General features: G+C 61.1%; 20 protein-coding genes. 18 read left to right on the top strand and 2 right to left on the bottom strand.

Annotation, left to right across the window (positions count from 1 at the left end):
- Positions 1-69: 69 nt before the first annotated feature.
- Positions 70-3,246: a ribonuclease E gene (gene rne, locus KUA23_RS23030; RefSeq protein WP_428847324.1), complete on the bottom strand. Its 3,177-nt coding sequence runs from the start codon at positions 3,244-3,246 to the stop codon at positions 70-72.
- Between the two features lie 759 nt (positions 3,247-4,005).
- Here rne and rluC point away from each other — a divergent pair.
- From rluC to KUA23_RS23015, 3 genes are read left to right on the top strand one after another with little or no spacing between them, the layout of a single operon-like run.
- Positions 4,006-4,965, top strand: a complete 960-nt coding sequence (gene rluC, locus KUA23_RS23025) for a 23S rRNA pseudouridine(955/2504/2580) synthase RluC (RefSeq protein ID WP_028617584.1) — start codon at positions 4,006-4,008, stop codon at positions 4,963-4,965.
- Positions 4,952-5,614 (top strand): HAD-IA family hydrolase, encoded by a 663-nt coding sequence (locus KUA23_RS23020; protein WP_099493656.1) that lies wholly within the window; start codon positions 4,952-4,954, stop codon positions 5,612-5,614. The genes rluC and KUA23_RS23020 overlap by 14 nt, the downstream gene beginning before the upstream one ends.
- Before the next feature lie 21 nt (positions 5,615-5,635).
- Entirely contained in the window at positions 5,636-6,619 is a 984-nt protein-coding gene (locus KUA23_RS23015) for a S49 family peptidase (protein ID WP_252992898.1), read from the top strand.
- 130 nt (positions 6,620-6,749) lie between these two features.
- Here the strand turns inward: KUA23_RS23015 and KUA23_RS23010 are convergent, their stop codons facing one another.
- Positions 6,750-7,328, bottom strand: a complete 579-nt coding sequence (locus KUA23_RS23010) for a Maf family protein (protein ID WP_078049854.1) — start codon at positions 7,326-7,328, stop codon at positions 6,750-6,752.
- 105 nt (positions 7,329-7,433) lie between these two features.
- On the opposite strand from KUA23_RS23010, the gene KUA23_RS23005 reads away from it, so the two are divergent.
- The 15 genes from KUA23_RS23005 to KUA23_RS22935 all read left to right on the top strand — a co-directional run bounded on the left by KUA23_RS23005 (position 7,434) and on the right by KUA23_RS22935 (position 20,244).
- On the top strand, positions 7,434-7,964 hold the full coding sequence (locus KUA23_RS23005) for a YceD family protein (RefSeq protein WP_010566563.1): 531 nt from the start codon (positions 7,434-7,436) through the stop codon (positions 7,962-7,964).
- A gap of 13 nt (positions 7,965-7,977) precedes the next feature.
- The gene (gene rpmF, locus KUA23_RS23000) at positions 7,978-8,160 is read left to right on the top strand and encodes a 50S ribosomal protein L32 (protein ID WP_003179396.1); all 183 of its coding nucleotides are present in this window, start codon (positions 7,978-7,980) and stop codon (positions 8,158-8,160) included.
- 4 nt (positions 8,161-8,164) lie between these two features.
- On the top strand, positions 8,165-9,175 hold the full coding sequence (gene plsX / locus KUA23_RS22995; protein WP_099493653.1) for a phosphate acyltransferase PlsX: 1,011 nt from the start codon (positions 8,165-8,167) through the stop codon (positions 9,173-9,175).
- A 126-nt stretch (positions 9,176-9,301) separates the two neighbouring features.
- Positions 9,302-10,240, top strand: coding sequence for an ACP S-malonyltransferase (gene fabD / locus KUA23_RS22990; RefSeq protein WP_021491483.1), 939 nt, complete (start codon positions 9,302-9,304; stop codon positions 10,238-10,240).
- 24 nt (positions 10,241-10,264) lie between these two features.
- The gene (fabG, locus tag KUA23_RS22985; protein ID WP_005790544.1) at positions 10,265-11,008 is read left to right on the top strand and encodes a 3-oxoacyl-ACP reductase FabG; all 744 of its coding nucleotides are present in this window, start codon (positions 10,265-10,267) and stop codon (positions 11,006-11,008) included.
- Positions 11,009-11,199: 191 nt separating this feature from the next.
- Complete coding sequence (gene acpP, locus KUA23_RS22980) at positions 11,200-11,436, top strand: acyl carrier protein (protein WP_003175607.1); 237 nt, start codon at positions 11,200-11,202, stop codon at positions 11,434-11,436.
- Positions 11,437-11,564: 128 nt separating this feature from the next.
- The gene (gene fabF / locus KUA23_RS22975; protein WP_068935423.1) at positions 11,565-12,809 is read left to right on the top strand and encodes a beta-ketoacyl-ACP synthase II; all 1,245 of its coding nucleotides are present in this window, start codon (positions 11,565-11,567) and stop codon (positions 12,807-12,809) included.
- Positions 12,809-13,624 (top strand): aminodeoxychorismate lyase, encoded by an 816-nt coding sequence (gene pabC, locus KUA23_RS22970; RefSeq protein WP_252992897.1) that lies wholly within the window; start codon positions 12,809-12,811, stop codon positions 13,622-13,624. The genes fabF and pabC overlap by 1 nt, the downstream gene beginning before the upstream one ends.
- A 1-nt stretch (position 13,625) precedes the next feature.
- Complete coding sequence (gene mltG / locus KUA23_RS22965) at positions 13,626-14,771, top strand: endolytic transglycosylase MltG (protein ID WP_099493651.1); 1,146 nt, start codon at positions 13,626-13,628, stop codon at positions 14,769-14,771.
- A gap of 19 nt (positions 14,772-14,790) precedes the next feature.
- The gene (gene tmk, locus KUA23_RS22960) at positions 14,791-15,423 is read left to right on the top strand and encodes a dTMP kinase (RefSeq protein WP_078049849.1); all 633 of its coding nucleotides are present in this window, start codon (positions 14,791-14,793) and stop codon (positions 15,421-15,423) included.
- A complete protein-coding gene (locus KUA23_RS22955; RefSeq protein WP_252992896.1) occupies positions 15,416-16,405 on the top strand; it encodes a DNA polymerase III subunit delta' in 990 nt (329 codons plus the stop codon). The genes tmk and KUA23_RS22955 overlap by 8 nt, the downstream gene beginning before the upstream one ends.
- A gap of 63 nt (positions 16,406-16,468) precedes the next feature.
- Positions 16,469-17,254, top strand: coding sequence for a TatD family hydrolase (locus tag KUA23_RS22950; protein ID WP_100492305.1), 786 nt, complete (start codon positions 16,469-16,471; stop codon positions 17,252-17,254).
- A 445-nt stretch (positions 17,255-17,699) separates the two neighbouring features.
- Positions 17,700-18,353, top strand: coding sequence for a TetR/AcrR family transcriptional regulator (locus KUA23_RS22945; RefSeq protein ID WP_028617572.1), 654 nt, complete (start codon positions 17,700-17,702; stop codon positions 18,351-18,353).
- 115 nt (positions 18,354-18,468) lie between these two features.
- Positions 18,469-19,437, top strand: coding sequence for a GTP 3',8-cyclase MoaA (locus tag KUA23_RS22940; protein WP_078049846.1), 969 nt, complete (start codon positions 18,469-18,471; stop codon positions 19,435-19,437).
- 201 nt (positions 19,438-19,638) lie between these two features.
- On the top strand, positions 19,639-20,244 hold the full coding sequence (locus KUA23_RS22935; RefSeq protein WP_078049845.1) for a DUF4823 domain-containing protein: 606 nt from the start codon (positions 19,639-19,641) through the stop codon (positions 20,242-20,244).
- Positions 20,245-20,250: the final 6 nt, after the last annotated feature.

Here is a 20,250-nt window from a genome sequence, read left to right as displayed (position 1 = left end):
ATGTGTATCCGTAGTCAATAAAAAGCCCCGCCTGATCACTCAGGCGGGGCTTTTTAGTCGCTGCGCGAATCAGGCGAGAGGTTTGCTCTCGTGCTCTGCTTCCTGTGCTGCGGCAGCAGCTGCGGCGGCTTCGGCTTCCTTGCGACGACGACGCACTTCACGTGGGTCGTTCGGGGCACGGCCGTTTTCGGTCAGCGCGCTGACCGGTGCTGCTTCAACCACGGGGGCGGCAACTTCGGCAACCACCGGCGCTTCAACCACTGGCGCAGGTTCAACGACCGGAGCAGGCTCAACCACTGGGGCTGGCTCGGCAACCACGACTTCGGCAACCGGGGCTGGCGCTTCTTCTACCACAGGGGCAGGTTGTGGCGCTTCAACCGGCGCGGCAGGCTCGGCAGTCCATTGGAAGGCGGTCTGTTCTTCACGAACTTCGCGGACTTCACGTACTTCTGGCGCTGCTTCGACAACCGGTGCTTCAACCACCGCTTCAACCACTGGCTGAGGCTCAACCACTGGGGCGGGCTCAACCGTTGCCACTTCAACTTCTGGCTGGGCTTCTTGAACCGGGGCAACTTCCACTTCCGGAACAACCGGCGCTTCGATTGGGGTGGTGGCTTCGACAACAGGCGCTTCAACAACCGGCGATTCTACGACTGCAGTTTCAGCAACCGGCGCTTCAACAGCAGGTGCTTCAACGACTGGCGTCTCGGCGGCAGGTGTTTCCACGGTGACGGTTTCTTCAACAGCAGCGGTAGCGCGTTCAGCCTGCTCGTGTGCCTGGGCTTCAGCAGGTGCGCTGATGACCGAGCTGGCAACGGCAGCGGTCACGGCCAGGCCGGCAGCCAGTTCGGCGCCAGTCGGTTCGCCGGTAGCGGCTTCTGCGTTTTCGCCGGTCTCTTCCGAGCCTTCGATCACGTTGCCGTTGGCATCACGCTGACGCTCACGACGGTTGCTGCGACGACGCTGGCCACGGGAACGGCGGCGTGGACGATCGCCTTCGGCGCCTTCCTGACCGTCTTCCTGCAGTTGCTCTTCGCCGGTCAGTACTTCTTCTTCGCTGGCAGCAGCGTTCTCGGCACGCGGTTGACGCTCTTCACGCGGGGCGCGAGGTTGGCGTTCTTCACGTGGCGCACGCTCTTCACGCGGCTGGCGGGCCGGACGTTCTTCAGCAACAACGGCAGCGCCGGCAACGGCGGGTGCAGCGTCCAGTGGCTCGCGCAGTTCACGTACACGTTCTTCGCGCTCGCCACGTGGCTTGCGGTCTTCACGTGGAGCGCGCGGCGTACGTGGGGCGCGCTCTTCACGCGGTGCACGTTCTACGGTCGGGGTTTCTTCACGGGCTTCGCGGGGCGCACGCTCTTCACGCGGGGCGCGTTCTTCACGCGGCGCACGTTCTTCGCGCGGCTTGCGCTCTTCGTCGCGACGGCCATTGCGGTTACGGCTCTGCTGGCGACCGTTACGACGCTCTTCGTTGCGTGCTGGGCGCTCGGAGGCTGGTTTTTCAACCACAACCGGTGCGGCAGGCTCTTCCTTGGTGGCGAACAGGCTCACCAGCGATTTCACCAGGCCTTTGAACAGGCTTGGCTCAGGCAGGGCAGCCGGCGCGGCAACAGGGGCTGCAGCTTCGGTCGGAACCGGTGCGTTGGCGCGGGCTGGCGCAGTCTTCACGGCTGCTTCCTGGCGAACCAGGGTGCGGGTCGCGGCGGCTGGCTGGACTTCTTCCACTTCGGCGGCGGCAGCGGCGATTTCGTAGCTGGACTGGCCGCTGTGGGCTTCCGGGCTGTCATCACGCAGGCGCTGCACTTCGAAGTGCGGGGTTTCGAGGTGATCGTTCGGCAGGATGACGATACGGGCACGGGTGCGCAGTTCGATCTTGGTGATCGAGTTGCGTTTTTCGTTGAGCAGGAAAGCGGCAACCGGAATCGGCACTTGCGCGCGGACTTCGGCGGTGCGGTCTTTCAGGGCTTCTTCTTCGATCAGGCGCAGGATCGCCAGGGACAGCGATTCAACGTCACGGATGATGCCGGTGCCGTTGCAACGTGGGCAAACGATGCCGCTGCTCTCGCCCAGGGAAGGACGCAGACGCTGACGGGACATTTCCAGCAAGCCGAAGCGCGAGATACGGCCAACCTGCACGCGGGCACGGTCAGCTTCCAGGCATTCGCGGACTTTCTCTTCCACGGCGCGCTGGTTCTTGGCTGGGGTCATGTCGATGAAGTCGATCACGATCAGGCCGCCGATGTCACGCAGGCGCAATTGGCGGGCGATTTCTTCAGCCGCTTCCAGGTTGGTCTGCAGGGCGGTTTCTTCGATGTCGCTGCCTTTGGTCGCACGCGCCGAGTTGATGTCGATGGACACCAGGGCTTCGGTCGGGTCGATCACAATGGAGCCACCGGAAGGCAGTTCGACCACGCGCTGGAAGGCGGTCTCGATCTGGCTTTCGATCTGGAAGCGGTTGAACAGCGGAACGCTGTCTTCGTACAGCTTGATCTTGCTGGCGTACTGCGGCATCACCTGGCGGATGAAGGTCAGGGCTTCGTCCTGGGCTTCAACGCTGTCGATCAGCACTTCGCCGATGTCCTGGCGCAGGTAATCGCGGATGGCGCGGATGATCACGTTGCTTTCCTGGTAGATCAGGAACGGCGCGGAACGATCCAGGGAGGCTTCTTTGATGGCGGTCCACAGTTGCAGCAGGTAGTCGAGGTCCCACTGCATTTCTTCGCTGCTGCGGCCCAGGCCGGCAGTGCGAACGATCAGGCCCATGTCGGCCGGTGCGATCAGGCCGTTCAGCGCTTCACGCAGTTCGTTGCGCTCTTCGCCTTCGATGCGACGGGAAATACCGCCGGCACGTGGGTTGTTTGGCATCAGGACCAGGTAACGGCCAGCCAGGCTGATGAAAGTGGTCAGGGCGGCGCCCTTGTTGCCACGTTCTTCTTTTTCGACCTGGACGATGACTTCCTGGCCTTCGCTCAGGACGTCCTTGATGTTCACGCGGCCTTCGGGGGCTTTCTTGAAGTACTCGCGGGAGATTTCTTTGAGGGGCAGGAAGCCGTGGCGCTCGGAGCCGAAATCGACAAAGGCAGCCTCAAGGCTTGGTTCGATGCGAGTAATACGGCCTTTATAGATGTTGGCCTTCTTTTGCTCGCGTGCACCGGATTCGATGTCCAGGTCGTAGAGGCGTTGGCCATCTACCAGTGCAACACGCAACTCTTCGGGTTGAGTTGCGTTAATCAGCATTCTTTTCATGTTGTACCGTCGGTTTCCGGGCTGCCGGAAACGGCGTTCGGCACACACGACTTCTCACGGTCGGTGTCAGGTGCGTCAAGAGTGGTTGGCCACTCCAGTGTCCAGCAATAACGAGCCAATTGGGCCGGTATCGCGACGGACGCGTCCTGCTTGTTAGCGGTGGTGACAAAGGCACCACTTCAACAAAAGCTAAGGTCAGGAGGAGGAATCAACCGGCGACTGTGGACGAGATGAAGCGTCTAAATATAAGCCTAGTGCTACACGGTCCGACGGTTGTGCATCTCCACCCTACACGTATCCCTGATAATTCGGGTGCTGCCGCGCGCAGAATCCGCAGCGGGTTGGCATTTACCGTGTTCTCCAATGGGGAGTCCACGCTCATGGCTAAACAAGACTAGGTGTGGGCGATTGCGCTCTCACTCAGCTCTTAACAGGCGTTGTTTCCGAAGCATTCGCCATGGTCTGGCTCAAGACTGACTGCACTTTGTGAACTGGCCGTAAATATCGGCGCAAAACGCGAGTATTCACTCTGCTTTCTGCACTCGCTTCAGGCCTCATGTCACCTGCGCTTGTTACAATCTCGAGCCTTCCAGGGTGGCGAAAGCCCCGTAGGACGGCCTCGCGTCCTGATGAATTGCGATGGTCAGGGCCGGCAGTTTGCCGCATGTCCTCTGTCCAGGCCGCTTTTGGCGGCGTTCGCGACTATAGCAGCAATGATTAAGTGCTTCAATTCCATAAAAAATTGTTATCATCGCCGCCATGACGACTACCGCCCCCCAGACCCCCAGCGTCCAGCTGCTTGAGGTCTCGCCGGAATATGCCGGCCAACGCATCGACAATTTTCTCCTGGCCAGGCTCAAAGGCGTGCCCAAGACCTTGATTTACCGCATCTTGCGTAAAGGTGAAGTGCGGGTGAACAAGGGCCGGATCAAGCCTGAGTACAAGTTGCAGGCGGGCGATATCGTGCGCGTGCCGCCGGTTCGCGTGCCGGAACGTGATGAGCCCGTGCCATTGGCCCAGGGCTTGTTGCAGCGCCTTGAGGCGTCGATTGTCTTCGAAGACAACAAGCTGATCGTGATCAACAAGCCTTGTGGCATTGCGGTCCACGGTGGCAGCGGCTTGAATTTTGGCGTGATCGAAGCCTTTCGTCAGTTGCGTCCGGATGCCAAGGAGCTGGAGCTTGTCCATCGCCTGGACCGCGACACGTCTGGCCTGCTGATGATCGCCAAGAAGCGCAGCATGTTGCGCCACTTGCACACCGCCCTGCGTGGCGATGGCGTGGACAAGCGCTACATGGCGCTGGTGCGCGGCAACTGGGCCAGCTCGATCAAGAGCGTCCGTGCGCCGTTGCAGAAGAGCAACCTGCGTTCCGGCGAGCGCATGGTGGAAGTGGACGAGGAGGGCAAAGAGGCCCTGACCCTGTTCAAGGTGCTGCGCCGTTTCGGTGACTTTGCCACCCTGGTAGAGGCCAAGCCGGTGACCGGCCGTACTCACCAGATCCGCGTGCACACCCTGCATGCGGGCCACTGCATCGCCGGAGACACCAAGTACGGCGACGAGGATTTTTCCAAGGAAATCCGCGACCTGGGCGGCAAACGCCTGTTCCTCCACGCCTACATGCTCACGGTACCGCTGCCCGATGGCGGCGAATTGAAGCTGCAGGCTCCGGTCGATGAGATGTGGGCCAAGACTGTGGAGCGTTTGAGTGTCGCACCTTGATTACAAACTGCTGATTTTCGATTGGGACGGCACCCTGGCCAACTCCATTGGCCGCATTGTCGAATCGATGCACGCAGCGTCGACCCGTTCGGGGTTTGCGCTGTGCACGGATCATGCGGTCAAGGGCATTATCGGCCTGGGCTTGCCTGAGGCCATTCGCACCTTGTACCCCGAGATCAGCGACGCTGAGCTGGTCGCTTTCCGGGATCATTACGCCGATCACTACATTGCGCTGGAGGCTACGCCTTCGCCGCTGTTCGATGGTGTGGTGCAGTCCCTGGATGCCTTTCGCGCCGAGGGTTATCACCTGGCGGTCGCCACCGGCAAGGCCCGTCGCGGCCTGGACCGAGTGCTCAAGGCGCATGGTTGGGAAGATTATTTCGATATCACCCGTGCCGCCGATGAAACTGCCAGCAAGCCTCACCCTCTGATGCTGGAGCAGATCCTGGACCATTGCGGTGTGTCGCCACGCCAGGCCTTGATGGTGGGCGATGCTTCCTTCGACCTGATGATGGCGCGCAATGCGGGCATGGACAGCGTGGCGGTCAGCTATGGCGCCCAGGCGGCCGAAGCCTTGCAGCAATATGAGCCCAGGCTGACGATTGATCATTTTTCCGAATTGCAGGCCTGGCTCAGCCGGGCTCAATAAGTCTTTGCTGGGGTTGATGGCATGAGTGACGAGTGGAAAGCGCCCGAAAAGGCTGAAAGCAGTGATGACAAGAGCTGGAAGCTGCTGGAGAAAACCCTCCTGGTCAGTGTCCAGGAGCAGCGTCGTGCGCGGCGCTGGGGGATTTTCTTCAAGCTGCTGACTTTTATCTGGCTTATCGCCATGCTGGCGCTGTTCAGCCCGTTGATGGACATGGAAAAAAGCGCGACCCGTGGCGCCAACTACACCGCGCTGATCGAAGTGCGCGGGGTAATCGCCGACAAGGAATCCGCCAGTGCCGACAATATCGTCAGCAGCCTGCGTGCCGCGTTTGAGGACCCCAAGGTCAAGGGCGTGATCCTGCGCATCAACAGTCCGGGCGGCAGCCCTGTGCAGTCGGGTTATGTGTATGACGAGATTCGCCGTCTGCGTGGCCTGCACCCGGAGATCAAGCTGTACGCCGTTATCTCCGACCTGGGGGCTTCCGGCGCCTATTACATCGCCAGTGCCGCTGACCAGATCTACGCCGACAAGGCCAGCCTGGTGGGCTCCATCGGGGTGACGGCGGCCGGTTATGGGTTTGTCGGCACCATGGAGAAGCTGGGGGTGGAGCGTCGTACCTACACCTCGGGTGAGCACAAGGCTTTTCTCGACCCGTTCCAGCCGCAAAAGGCCGATGAAACCCAGTTCTGGCAGGGCGTGCTCGACACCACCCATCGCCAGTTCATCGCCAGCGTGAAACAAGGGCGTGGCGATCGCTTGAAGGATAAAGACCACCCGGAGCTGTTCTCCGGGCTGGTGTGGTCGGGCGAGCAGGCGTTGCCGCTGGGCTTGATCGACGGCCTGGGCAGTGCCAGTTCGGTCGCACGGGATGTGATTGGCGAGAAGGAGTTGGTGGATTTCACGGTGGAAGAATCGCCGTTTGATCGTTTCTCCAAGCGGCTCGGTGCCAGTGTGGCCGAGAAGCTGGCCTTTTACATGGGCTTCCAAGGCCCGTCCCTGCGCTGATCCAGCAGGCGCATCGATTCAAATGTGGGAGCGGGCTTGCCCGCGATAGCGGTTGGCCAGTCGACATCGATAGTGGCAGGACCACCGCTATCGTAGGCAAGTCTGCTCCCACAGTGGTTTGGTGGTGGGCTTAAGGGATCTGGACGCCTTCAGCCAGCAGCATGTCCACCAGTCGTATCAGCGGCAAGCCAACCAAGCTGGTCGCGTCCGGCCCTTCGGTGCTCTGGAACAGGCTCACACCCAAACCCTCAGCCTTGAAGCTCCCGGCGCAGTCATATGGCTGCTCGATCCGCAGATAGCGCTCAACACGCTCAACGTCCAGCTCACGCATGTGCACGGTAAAAGGTACGCAATCGACCTGGCAGTGCCCCGTCTCGCTGTTCAGCAGTGCCAGCCCGGTGAGGAAGCTGACGCGCTTACCGCTGGCTGCCAGCAATTGTTCGCGGGCGTTCTCGAAGGTGTGGGGCTTGCCGATGATCCGGCCGTCGAGCGCGGCCACCTGGTCGGAGCCAATGATCAAATGCCCGGGATGACTGGCGGCCAGGGCGCGGGCTTTCTGTTCGGCCAGGCGCTTGACCAGTTCAATGGCTGATTCATTTTCGCGGTGGCTCTCGTCGATATCCGGCGAGCTGCAGATGAACGGCAGGTGCAGGCGGCTCAGCAATTCCCGGCGATAAACCGAGCTGGATGCAAGTAATAAAGGCAGCATGGGCGTCTCCTCAGGGCAGCGGGGGATTCTAGCGGGGCGACCGGCTGACGCACAGGGCTGAATTTCCTTTGACATGGCTGGGTGCATCCCTATAATGCTGCGCCTATGTTGAATGACCCGATTCCACCTCACGTTGACCCGCGCAAATTGGCTGATCGTGGCACCTCCCTTCAAGGTGAGTTGCTGCTGGCCGATTTGGAGAGACTCTGCGACCCGCTTTCCGACACTGTCGGTACGGTGCAGGCCAAATTCGTTTTTGAACGAGATGAACGTAAATCTGTGGTCATTCACAGCTTTATCGACACCGAAGTCAAAATGGTTTGCCAGCGTTGTCTTGAGCTGGTCACCCTGCCGATCCACAGCGAGTGCAGTTATGCTGTGGTGAAGGAGGGTGCGAATACCCAGTCGTTGCCGAAAGGTTATGACGTGCTGGAACTGGGCGAAGATCCTTTGGATCTGCATGCACTGATCGAGGAGGAGCTTTTGCTCGCCTTGCCCATTGTGCCTGCTCATCATCCGGAAGAATGCCAGCAGCCGGCGGGCCTCGATGACGAGCCCGAACCGAGCGAGGACGAGGTAACGCGGTCCAACCCGTTCAGTGTATTGGCGCAGTTAAAGCGTGACCCAAACGTTTAGGAGTTAATCAATTATGGCTGTTCAGCAGAACAAAAAATCCCGCTCCGCCCGTGACATGCGCCGTTCGCACGACGCTCTCGAGGCTAGCACCCTGTCCGTAGAAAAGACCACCGGTGAAGTTCACCTGCGTCACCACGTATCGCCAGAAGGCGTATACCGTGGCCGTAAAGTGATCGACAAGGGCGCTGACGAGTAATCACTTGTCTGCTCTAGTCATCGCGATAGACGCAATGGGCGGGGACTTCGGTCCCCGCAGCATTGTTCAGGCCTGCATTGCCAGCCTGTCTGCAACACCCTCGCTGCACCTGACCCTTGTCGGTCAACCCTCCTTACTTGAAGAACTGATTGCCAGCCATCCGGCGGTGGATCGCGCGCGCCTGACGATTACGCCAGCCAGCGAAACCATCACCATGGATGAAAAGCCAGCGGCAGCCTTGCGTGGCAAGCCTGATTCTTCGATGCGGGTAGCCCTGGAGCTGCTGCGTGATGGCAAGGTGCAAGCCTGCGTCAGTGCCGGCAATACCGGGGCCTTGATGGCGTTGTCGCGGTTTGTGCTCAAGACGCTGCCCGGCATTGACCGGCCCGCGATGGTGGCGGCGATTCCGACGCAGAAGGGCTACTGCCAGTTGCTGGACTTGGGCGCAAACGTCGATTGCAGCGCCGAGCATCTGCTGCAGTTCGCCGTGATGGGCTCGGTGGCCGCCGAGGCGCTTGGCGTGGCGCGTCCGCGCGTTGCCTTGCTGAATATCGGTACCGAAGACATCAAGGGTAACCAGCAGGTCAAGCTCGCCGCCACGTTGCTGCAAGGTGCGCGCGGCTTGAACTACATCGGTTTTGTCGAGGGTGACGGGTTGTATCGCGGTGAGGCGGACGTGGTGGTGTGCGACGGATTTGTCGGCAATATCCTGCTCAAATCCAGCGAAGGCCTGGCGACCATGATCGCCACGCGTATCGAAGCACTGTTCAAGCAGAGCCTGGCCTCGCGCTTGGTTGGCGCGCTGGCGCTGCCGTTGATGCGCCGCCTGCAGGCTGACCTGGCCCCGGCGCGGCATAATGGCGCGAGTTTCCTGGGGTTGCAGGGCATTGTGGTGAAAAGCCATGGCTCGGCCGGCGTGGAAGGCTTTCAAAGCGCGATTGCGCGGGCCCTGATCGAGATCCAGGAAAACCTGCCGCAACGCTTGCATGGCCGTCTAGAGGACCTGTTGCCTTAGGCGAATCGGCCCGGGAGTGCTTAAATGTGACCGGCCAGTTCAATTGACCATCCAATCTGTCAGTTTCGTGCGCTCCCACCGTAGGAGTGCGCATTTTTGACGACCAGATCATTAGGGGCTTGTTACATGTCTACATCCCTCGCATTCGTCTTTCCAGGGCAGGGTTCGCAGTCCCTCGGCATGTTGGCCGAGCTGGGCGCGCAGTACCCGCTGATCCTGGACACCTTTAAAGAGGCTTCCGACGCCCTCGGTTACGACCTGTGGGCACTGACCCAGCAAGGGCCGGAAGAGCAACTCAATCAAACCGATAAAACCCAGCCGGCCATTCTGACCGCTTCGATCGCCTTGTGGCGCTTGTGGCTGGCGGAAGGTGGCGCGCGTCCGGCATTCGTGGCCGGTCACAGCCTGGGCGAATACAGCGCCCTGGTGGCGGCGGGCAGCCTGACCCTCGGTGAAGCGGTCAAGCTGGTCGAGCGTCGTGGCCAACTGATGCAAGAAGCCGTTCCGGCCGGGCAGGGCGGCATGGCCGCGATCCTGGGCCTGGACGATGCCGTCGTGATCGAAGCCTGCGCCGAAGCGGCCCAGGGCGAAGTCGTCAGCGCAGTAAACTTCAACTCCCCTGGCCAGGTGGTGATTGCGGGTGCCAAGGCTGCCGTTGAGCGTGCGATCGAAGGCTGCAAGGCCCGTGGCGCCAAGCGCGCCTTGCCGTTGCCGGTGAGCGTGCCATCGCACTGCGAGCTGATGCGTCCGGCTGCCGAGCGCTTTGCCGAGTCCATCGCCGCCATCAACTGGCAGGCGCCGCAGATCCCGCTGGTGCAGAACGTCAGCGCAGCCGTGGCCGCCGACCTCGACACCCTCAAGCGCGACCTGCTGGAGCAGCTCTACAAGCCCGTACGCTGGGTTGAGTCGGTCCAGACCCTGGCGGCCAATGGCGCCACCGAGCTGGTCGAGTGCGGCCCGGGCAAAGTCCTGGCCGGCCTCAACAAACGTTGCGCCGACGGTGTGTCGACCGCCAACCTCAATACCCCGGATGCCTTCGCTGCCGCTCGCGCGGCACTGGCCTGATTTCCGCACTTAGGAGAAGCCTGCATGAGTCTGCAAGGTAAAGTTGCACTGGTTACCGGCGCTAGCCGTGGCATTGGCCAGGCGATCGCCCTGGAACTGGGCCGTCAGGGCGCTGTTGTGATCGGCACTGCCACTTCCGCTTCGGGCGCCGAGCGTATCGCCGCGACCCTGAAGGAAAACGGCGTGCAAGGCACCGGCCTTGAGCTGAACGTGACCAGCGATGAGTCCGTGGCTGCCGTACTGGCTGAGATCACCGCACAGTTCGGCGCGCCGGCGATTCTGGTGAATAACGCCGGTATCACCCGCGATAACCTGATGATGCGCATGAAAGACGACGAGTGGTACGACGTGGTCGACACCAACTTGAACAGTCTGTTTCGCCTGTCCAAGGGCGTTTTGCGTGGCATGACCAAGGCGCGTTGGGGCCGAATTATCAATATTGGCTCCGTAGTGGGTGCCATGGGCAACGCAGGCCAAGTAAACTACGCCTCCGCCAAGGCCGGTCTGGAAGGTTTCAGCCGTGCATTGGCACGTGAAGTCGGCTCGCGGTCGATTACGGTCAACTCGGTGGCCCCAGGGTTCATCGACACCGATATGACCCGCGAACTGCCGGAAGCACAGCGTGAAGCGTTGCTGACGCAGATTCCGCTGGGCCGTCTGGGTCAGGCTCAAGAGATCGCGAATGTGGTCACTTTCCTGGCATCCGACGGTGCGGCATACGTGACTGGGGCTACAATCCCGGTGAACGGCGGGATGTACATGAGTTAAATTGTGACGGATCGCTTCAAAAAAATGTCATACGAGCTGTCTAAAATCCGTTATAAAGCTGCAACTTAATTTATAGGCAGGTGGCCGACCGGGTACTGGGTGAAGCTTTCAGTTGAAAAGCTGAAAAGGCTTTCTATACACTTACCCACTGGCCAGCTGCCTGAATTTGTCCATTAGGAGTTAAACAAGGTATGAGCACCATCGAAGAGCGCGTCAAGAAAATCGTCGCCGAGCAACTGGGCGTTAAAGAAGAAGAAGTGGTCAACACTGCTTCCTTCGTAGAAGACCTGGGTGCCGATTCCCTTGACACCGTTGAGCTGGTGATGGCTCTGGAAGAGGAATTCGAGACCGAAATCCCGGACGAAGAAGCTGAAAAAATCACTACTGTTCAAGCTGCTATCGACTACGTTACTAGCCACCAGGCGTAATAGTTTGTAGTCGTCGCTTGCTGTCAGGGAAAAACCGCACTGCTGTAACGGCGTGCGGTTTTTTCTTTAGCCCTGATGAAAAGTACGCGCTGAAGCAAAAGTGTCGTCATTAGAAAAAGGAGAGTGCTGTGTCGCGTAGACGCGTCGTAGTCACCGGTATGGGTATGTTGTCGCCACTGGGCACGGATGTGCCAAGCAGTTGGCAGGGCATTCTGGCTGGCCACAGTGGTATTGGTCTGATCGAACACACGGACCTTTCTGCCTATTCCACCCGTTTTGGCGGCTCGGTAAAGGGTTTCAACGTCGAGGAATATCTCTCGGTAAAAGAATCCCGCAAACTCGACCTGTTCATTCAATACGGCCTGGCAGCCGGTTTTCAGGCAGTGCGTAACGCCGGCCTGGAAGTCACCGACGCCAACCGTGATCGCATCGGCGTGGCCATGGGTTCAGGTATTGGCGGTTTGACCAATATCGAAGAAACCAGCCGCACCTTGCACGATTCCGGCCCTCGTCGAATTTCACCGTTCTTCGTACCGGGCTCGATCATCAATATGATTTCCGGTTTCCTGTCCATCCACCTGGGCGCACAGGGGCCTAACTACGCCATCGCCACGGCGTGCACCACCGGCACGCACTGCATCGGCATGGCCGCGCGTAACATTGCCTATGACGAAGCCGACGTGATGATCGCCGGCGGCGCCGAAATGGCCGCCTGTGGCCTGGGCATGGGCGGCTTCGGCGCGTCCCGTGCGCTGTCGACGCGCAATGACGAACCGACCCGTGCCAGCCGTCCGTGGGACAAGGGTCGTGACGGCTTCGTGCTGTCCGACGGTGCCGGTGCCCTGGTGCTGGAAGAGTTGGAGCACGCCAAGGCGCGCGGCGCCACCATCTATGCCGAGCTGATCGGCTTTGGCATGAGTGGCGACGCCTACCACATGACCTCGCCACCGTCCGACGGTGCCGGCGCTGCGCGTTGCATCACCAATGCCCTGCGCGATGCCAAGGTCAATGCGGACCAGGTGCAGTACATCAACGCCCATGGCACGTCGACCCCGACGGGCGACTTGGCGGAAGCCGAAGCCATCAAGTCGGTGTTCGGCGAGCATGCCTACAAGCTGGCGGTCAGCTCCACCAAGTCCATGACCGGCCACTTGTTGGGTGCGGCAGGCGCGGTCGAAGCGATCTTCAGCGTCATGGCCATCAAGGACCAGGTCGCTCCGCCGACCATCAACCTGGATGAGCCGGACGAAGGCTGCGACCTGAACTTCGTGCCTCACGAAGCGCAACCCATGCCGATCGACGTGGTGATCTCCAACTCGTTCGGTTTTGGCGGCACCAACGGTTCCCTGGTGTTCCGCCGGTTCGCCGAGTGATGCACAGCTGGGTCGACGGTCAGCCAGCGGACAGCGTGCCCCTGAAAGATCGCGGCCTGGCGTATGGCGATGGACTGTTCGAGACCATCGCGGTCAAGGCCGGGCAGCCCTTGCTGCTCGACCGTCACCTGCACCGGCTCGATGAGGGGTGCAGGCGCCTCGCCTTGGTTGCGGATCATGCATTGATCCGCAGCGAAGTGCTGGCCTATGCCGCCGCCTTGGGTGACGGTGTTCTCAAATTGATCCTGACCCGTGGCGACAGCCTGCGCGGTTACGGCATCAACCCTGGCGTACCCGTGCGCCGCATCTTGCAGGGCAGTCCGCCCGCGACCTATCCCCACGCCCATGAAATGGACGGCATCCGCCTGTTTCCATGTGCCACGCGCCTGGCCGAGCAGCCATTGCTGGCCGGTCTCAAGCACCTCAATCGCCTGGAGCAGGTGATCGCCCGCGCCGAATGGCAGGATACCGAGCATGCCGAAGGCTTGATGCTGGACATGTCCGGTCGTGTCATCGAAGGGGTATTCAGCAATGTTTTCCTGGTGCGCAACGGCTTGTTACTAACCGCTGATCTGACCCGTTGTGGGGTTGCCGGGGTCATGCGCGCCGAGATTCTGGCCCAGGCACAGACCCTGGGCATCCCGGTGGCCGTGGCCGACATCGATCTTGAGCAACTGCAGCAAGCCGATGAAGTCTTTGTGTGCAACAGCGTTTATGGCATTTGGCCGGTGCGCGGGTACGCTGCGATGAGCTGGTCGGTTGGGCCGCTCACCCGTAAACTGCAGGGCATTGTTCGCGCGCTATTGGAAATTTGAGTTGATACGAAAACTGGTTGTACTGCTGCTGATTGGTCTGTTCTCGGCGGCTTTGCTGTTGGGCTATTCGGCCTGGAAGTTCGACGCTGCCTTGAAGCAGCCCTTGAACCTGACCCAGGAGCAATTGCTCGACGTACCGGCAGGGGCGACCCCCACCGGTACCTTCAATCGCCTGGAAGCCGACGGTGTGCTGGAGGGCGCCTTCTGGTTGCGCCTGTACTGGCGCTTCAACCTCGACGGCCAGCCACTGCACAGCGGTGAGTACCGCATGACGCCCGGCATGACGGCGCAGGGCTTGATCGGCCTGTGGCAGCGTGGCGAAGTGGTGCAGTACAGCCTGACCCTGGTCGAAGGTTGGAACTTCCGCCAGGTGCGCTCGGCCCTGGCCAAGCATGAAAAGATCGTGCAGACCCTCTCGGGGCTCAGTGACAGCGAAGTCATGGACAAGCTCGGCCACCCCGGCGTGTTTCCCGAAGGACGGTTCTTCCCGGATACCTACCGCTTCGTGCGTGGCATGACCGACGTCGAATTCCTGAAAAAAGCCTACAACCGCCTGGATGATGTACTCGCCCAGGAGTGGAGCAAGCGCGCTGCCGATGCGCCGTACACTGACCCTTATCAAGCGCTGATCATGGCCTCCCTGGTGGAGAAAGAGACCGGCGTACCCGAAGAACGTGGGCAGATCGCCGGGGTATTCGTGCGGCGCCTTAAGGTTGGCATGCTATTGCAGACTGACCCGACGGTGATCTACGGCCTGGGTGAACGCTACAACGGCAAGTTGACCCGCGCCCACCTCAAGGAAGCCAACCCCTACAACACCTACATGGTCGCCGGCCTGCCGCCGACGCCGATCGCCATGGTCGGCCGCGAGGCGATCCATGCCGCGCTGAACCCGGTGCCGGGCAGCAGCCTGTATTTTGTCGCACGGGGCGACGGCAGCCATATTTTCTCTGATGACCTGGATGCGCATAATGCCGCCGTGCGTGAGTTCCAGCTCAAGCGCCGTGCCGATTACCGGTCCAGCCCGGCACCGGTGGTGAAGCCTGCGCAAGACGCGGCGCCTTCGTCGGACGCGCCCGAGCAGGCGCCGGTTGAAAAACCGGCCGAACCGATGCCGGGCACCGCCGCGCCGCAAAGCCCGCAATAATTCTGACTAAGGACTGCCTGTGACTGGCTTGTTTATTACCCTGGAAGGCCCCGAAGGCGCCGGCAAAAGTACCAACCGCGATTACCTGGCCGAGCGTTTGCGCAGCGAAGGCATCGAGGTGGTGCTGACCCGCGAGCCCGGCGGCACGCCGCTGGCCGAGCGTATCCGCGAGGTGTTGCTGGCCCCAGGTGAAGAGCAGATGAACCCGGATACCGAGCTGCTGCTGGTGTTCGCGGCGCGTGCCCAGCACCTGGCCGAAGTGATTCGCCCAGCCCTGGCACGCGGTGCGGTGGTGATCTGCGACCGGTTCACCGACTCTACCTATGCCTACCAGGGCGGCGGCCGGGGCCTGTCCCTGGAGCGTATCGCCACCCTGGAAACCTTTGTCCAGGGCGACCTGCGCCCGGACCTGACCCTGGTGTTCGACCTGCCGGTGGAAGTGGGCCTGGCACGCGCCAGTGCCCGTGGCCGCCTGGACCGTTTCGAGCTGGAAGGCCAGGCCTTCTTCGATGCCGTACGTACTGCGTTCCTCACGCGCGCCGCCGCCGAGCCTGCGCGTTATCACCTGCTGGATGCCGCCCAGCCGTTGGTCAAGGTGCAGCAAGCCATCGATGCCCTGCTGCCAACATTGCTGGAGCGCGCCCGTGGCTGAAGCCTACCCGTGGCAGGACAGCCTGTGGCAGCAACTGGCCGGCCGTGCCCAGCACGCTCATGCCTACCTGCTGCATGGGCCGGTGGGTATCGGCAAACGTGACCTGGCCGAGCGACTCATGGCCAGCCTGTTGTGCCAGCGCCCGGTCAACCTGGAAGCCTGCGGCGAGTGCAAGTCGTGCCTGTTGCTCAAGGCCGGCAGTCACCCGGACAACTACCTGCTGGAGCCCGAGGAAGCCGACAAGGCGATCAAGGTCGACCAGGTGCGTGACCTCGTCAGCTTCGTGGTGCAGACCGCGCAGATGGGTGGGCGCAAGGTGGTGCTGATCGAGCCGGTGGAGGCGATGAACATCAACGCCGCCAACGCCTTGCTCAAGAGCCTGGAGGAGCCGTCCGGCGATACCGTGTTGCTGCTGGTGAGCCACCAGTCCAGCCGTCTGTTGCCGACCATCCGCAGCCGCTGTGTGCAGCAGGCATGCCCGCTGCCGAGCGAGGCCATGAGCCTTGAGTGGCTGGCGCAGGCATTGCCGGCATGCACCGAGGACGAGCGCGTCGAGCTGCTGACCCTGGCGGCTGGCTCGCCGTTGGCGGCGGTGAAGCTGCAGGCCCAGGGCGTGCGTGAGCAACGCGCGCTGGTGGTGGATGGCGTAAAGAAACTGATCAAGCAGGAAGTGTCCGCCACTCAGCTGGCGGAAAGCGCCTGGAAGGATATTCCCCTGCTGTTGCTGTTCGACTGGTTCTGCGACTGGTCGAGCTTGATCCTGCGCTACCAGCTGACCCAGGACGAACAAGGCCTGGGCCTGCCGGACATGCGCAAGGTGGTGCAATACCTGGCGCAGAAAAGCGCCCAGGACAAGGTGCTGACGATCCAGGACTGGATCCTCGCCCAACGCCAGAAGGTACTCGGCAAAGCCAACCTCAACCGCGTGCTGCTGCTTGAAGCGCTGCTGGTGCAGTGGGTCGGGTTGCTCGGCCGCCGTTAATTCCCGTGGCCGGCGGGTGTATCGTCGGCCAGACACTTTTCGTGACTGAAGTTGTAGATACCTATGCTCGTAGACTCCCATTGCCACCTTGATCGCCTCGACCTGGCCCAGCACGGCGGTTCCCTGGACGCCGCGCTAGAAGCCGCACGCCAGCGCGGGGTAGGGCACTTCCTGTGCATTGGCGTCAGCGCCGAAAACGCCGCCGACGTCAAAGCCTTGGCCGAGCGTTATGCCGATGTGGATTGTTCGGTGGGTATCCACCCGCTGGACCTCAAGCCCGGAGAAGCCCCTGCCCTTGACTGGTTGTTGGGTGAACTCAATCACCCGCGCGTGGTGGCCATCGGCGAAACCGGCTTGGATTACCACTACGAGCCTGAAGCCGCCGAGTTGCAGCAGGCCTCGTTCCGCCTGCACCTGCAAGCCGCCCAGCAGACCGGCAAACCGGTGATCGTCCACACCCGTGGCGCCCGCGCCGACACCCTGGCCCTGCTGCGCGAAGCCGCGCTGCCGCAGGCCGGTGTGTTGCACTGCTTTACCGAGGACTGGGACATGGCCAAGGCCGCCCTGGACCTTGGGTTCTACATCTCCCTGTCGGGTATCGTGACCTTCCGCAACGCTGATGCCCTGCGTGACGTCGCTCGCCAAGTGCCGGCTGACCGCCTGCTGGTGGAAACAGACTCGCCGTACCTGGCGCCGATTCCTCACCGCGGCAAGCCAAACCTGCCCGAGTACGTGCGTGATGTGGCGGATTACCTGGCGATGCTGCGGGGTGAGTCCTATGAGCGCTTTGCCGAGCAGACCACCGAGAACTTCAAGCGCCTGTTCCCGCTGGCTCACGTCGCTGGCTGACGCGGCCAAATCGCAGGCAAAAAAAACCCGGGTTCTGGGGGGTGAATCCGGGCTAAGACCATTAGGAGTAAAACAAGGGCACGCGGTCCGTTGGTACCCAGGCCGGCGCTTCACTTGGGGGAGATGTCACGCCGACAGTTCAAGTATTGATCAGTATCTGATTCAGTCCAGTCGCGACTGGTCGTTTTTTAAACAGATTTGGAATACGCGCGCTTCGCTTGAGTTCTCATTGGGCAGGTGCACGGCGGCGGTTGTTGCGTATTATTTCTGACTGAGATCCATGAAAACGTTGGCACGCTGAAAGTAAAGTGCGTTTGCGGTTCACATAGGCATTGCCCAGCGACCGTTCAGTCGGGATAATCCCTCGCACCGGGTAAATCGTATCGCCGCGTATCCGTGGCCGTGCGCAACCCTCCCTATTTTGACCTTTGCAGACCTCTTCCTCATGCACAAAGAACCCCGTAAGGTCCGTGAGTTTCGCCGCCGTGAGCAGGAAATTCTCGACACCGCCCTCAAGCTGTTCCTCGAACAGGGTGAAGACAGCGTCACCGTCGAGATGATCGCGGATGCCGTGGGTATCGGCAAAGGCACGATCTACAAGCACTTCAAGTCCAAGGCGGAAATCTACCTGCGCCTGATGCTCGACTACGAGCGCGACTTGAACGAGTTGCTGCATTCGGCCGACGTCGACAAGGACAAGGAGGCCCTGTCCCGCGCCTACTTCGAGTTCCGTATGCGCGACCCGCAGCGCTACCGCCTGTTCGACCGCCTGGAAGAGAAGGTGGTCAAGGGCCATCAGGTGCCGGAGATGGTCGAGGAGCTGCACAAGATCCGTGCTTCCAACTTCGAACGCCTGACCCTGCTGATCAAGGGCCGCATCAGTGAAGGCAAGCTGGAAGATGTGCCGCCGTACTTCCACTACTGCGCCGCCTGGGCCTTGGTGCACGGCGCCGTGGCGCTGTACCACTCGCCGTTCTGGAGCAATGTGCTGGAAGACCAGGAAGGTTTCTTCCAGTTCCTGATGGACATCGGCGTGCGCATGGGCAACAAGCGCAAGCACAGTACCGAGCATCCACCGCTGGAATCGCCTTCCACGTAATGATTTGCTGCCGCGCGCAGTACCCCAGGAATATACTCAGGCATGGACCCTTGCTAAAAGCTGATTTTTCAGTCAGCTTTTAGCGCGCCCGAACCATCCTCTGCCGGAGTGATCCATGATCGTTGATCGTCAAGGTAGGCGTTTTCGCAATTTGCGGATCAGCCTGACCTCAGCCTGCAATTATGCGTGTACCTACTGCGTGCCCAACGGCAAGCGGCTGGTGGCTGCCCAGGACGAGCTCTCGGCCGAGGCCATGGCCCGTGGCGTGGCGTACCTGATTGAGGCCGCGGGTATCGACCGCCTGCGTATCACCGGCGGTGAGCCGCTGGTCAGCCCCAAGTTGGAAGCCTTCATGGGCGCCGTGGGTGGCATGGGCCTCACTGATATCAGCCTGACTACCAACGGCCAGTTACTGGCGCGCAAGCTGCCATTGCTGGTCGAAGCCGGGATAAAACGCATCAACGTCTCCCTCGACACCCTGGATGCGGACGCTTTTCGCAGCATCGCCCGTGGTGGCGACCTGGCCACCGTGCTCGATGGCATGGACCAGGCGCGCGCTGCCGGAATCAAGATCAAGGTCAATATGGTGCCGTTGCGCGGCCAGAACCTTGACCAGGTCATGCCGCTGCTCGACTACTGCCTGGAGCGTGGCTACGAGTTGCGCTTCATCGAGTTGATGCGCATGGGGCACCTGGCCAAGGATTCCAACGCGTTCCTGCAGCAATTTGTCAGCCTGCAGCAACTGCTGGGCCTGATCGGCGAGCAGTATGAATACCTGCAAGCCAATGCCCCCGTGGACGCCACCGCCGTGCGCTACGAAGTACCGGGCAAGGGCTACTTTGGCGTGATCGCCAACGAAAGCGTGCCGTTCTGCCGTACCTGTTCGCGGTTGCGGTTGTCGTCCACGGGCTGGCTGCATGGTTGCCTGTCGTCGAGTAACCGTCACTACATCGGCGACTTGCTCGACAAGCCGCGCCATCAAGCGTTGCCGGCGCTGCAAGGCCTGTTGATGAAGGCCTTGGGCGATAAGCAGGAAGTGGCCTTCTCTGGCGGCGCCACCATCATGAAGATCATCGGCGGCTGACCACACCTCTTATGGATGTTGGCCTTGTAGGCGCTGGCTTGCCATCGATAGCGCCCTGTCAGTCACGTATGCGATGGCTAATGCGCCGCGATCGCCGGCAAGCCGGCTCCTACCGTTGTTCAGCATTGCAGATGAATGGCCTGGATTCTGCATCTCACGCCCATTCGCCGGTTTTCCGTCACCGGCTTCTGGAGGATTAGGATGCGTAGTCTGGTTTTGTTGCTGGCGTCGTTGACGCTGAGTGGTTGCATGACCGTCAGCGATATGGCCGAAGGCACCCGTTATCAGATGAGTGATGCCGGCTTGCTGGACCACAGCGATACTCGCCGTACCGCCTCGATTCGCGTGCAGCCGGACTCCTTTATTTTTATCGCCCAGGGCGCTTTCGTGCCACCGGGTAGCGCTTATCCGCGACCGAACGTGGTGGCTGAAGAAGCGTTCAACGGCTTTGTTGAATATTTCCCCATGGTGCGCCGCGCCCGTCAGCCGGAAGGCCTGGAACAGGCTATGGCCGAAGCCCGTGCGGCGGGCGCTCACTACTTGCTGTACTGCCGCTTCGCCAAGGCGGATGACCGCATTGGCAACGCCGATGAATGGGCCGATCAGGAAGCCCTCGACCGCGTCGGTCTGGACAGCGGCGTCATCCAGATCATGTTGATCGAGACCAGCACCCAGTATTTGATTGATACTGCACGTATTCGCAGTCGTGGCGGTTTACTGACGTTCCACGACAACAAGCCAGAAGATTTGATTACTCGCCCGCTGGCACAATACGCTCGTGGCCTGTTAGGGATGAGTAATCAATAAGAACCA

Origin of the sequence: Pseudomonas pergaminensis, from assembly GCF_024112395.2 — a bacterium.
Classification (GTDB): domain Bacteria; phylum Pseudomonadota; class Gammaproteobacteria; order Pseudomonadales; family Pseudomonadaceae; genus Aquipseudomonas; species Aquipseudomonas pergaminensis.
This window is presented reverse-complemented; position numbering and strand designations above follow the sequence as displayed.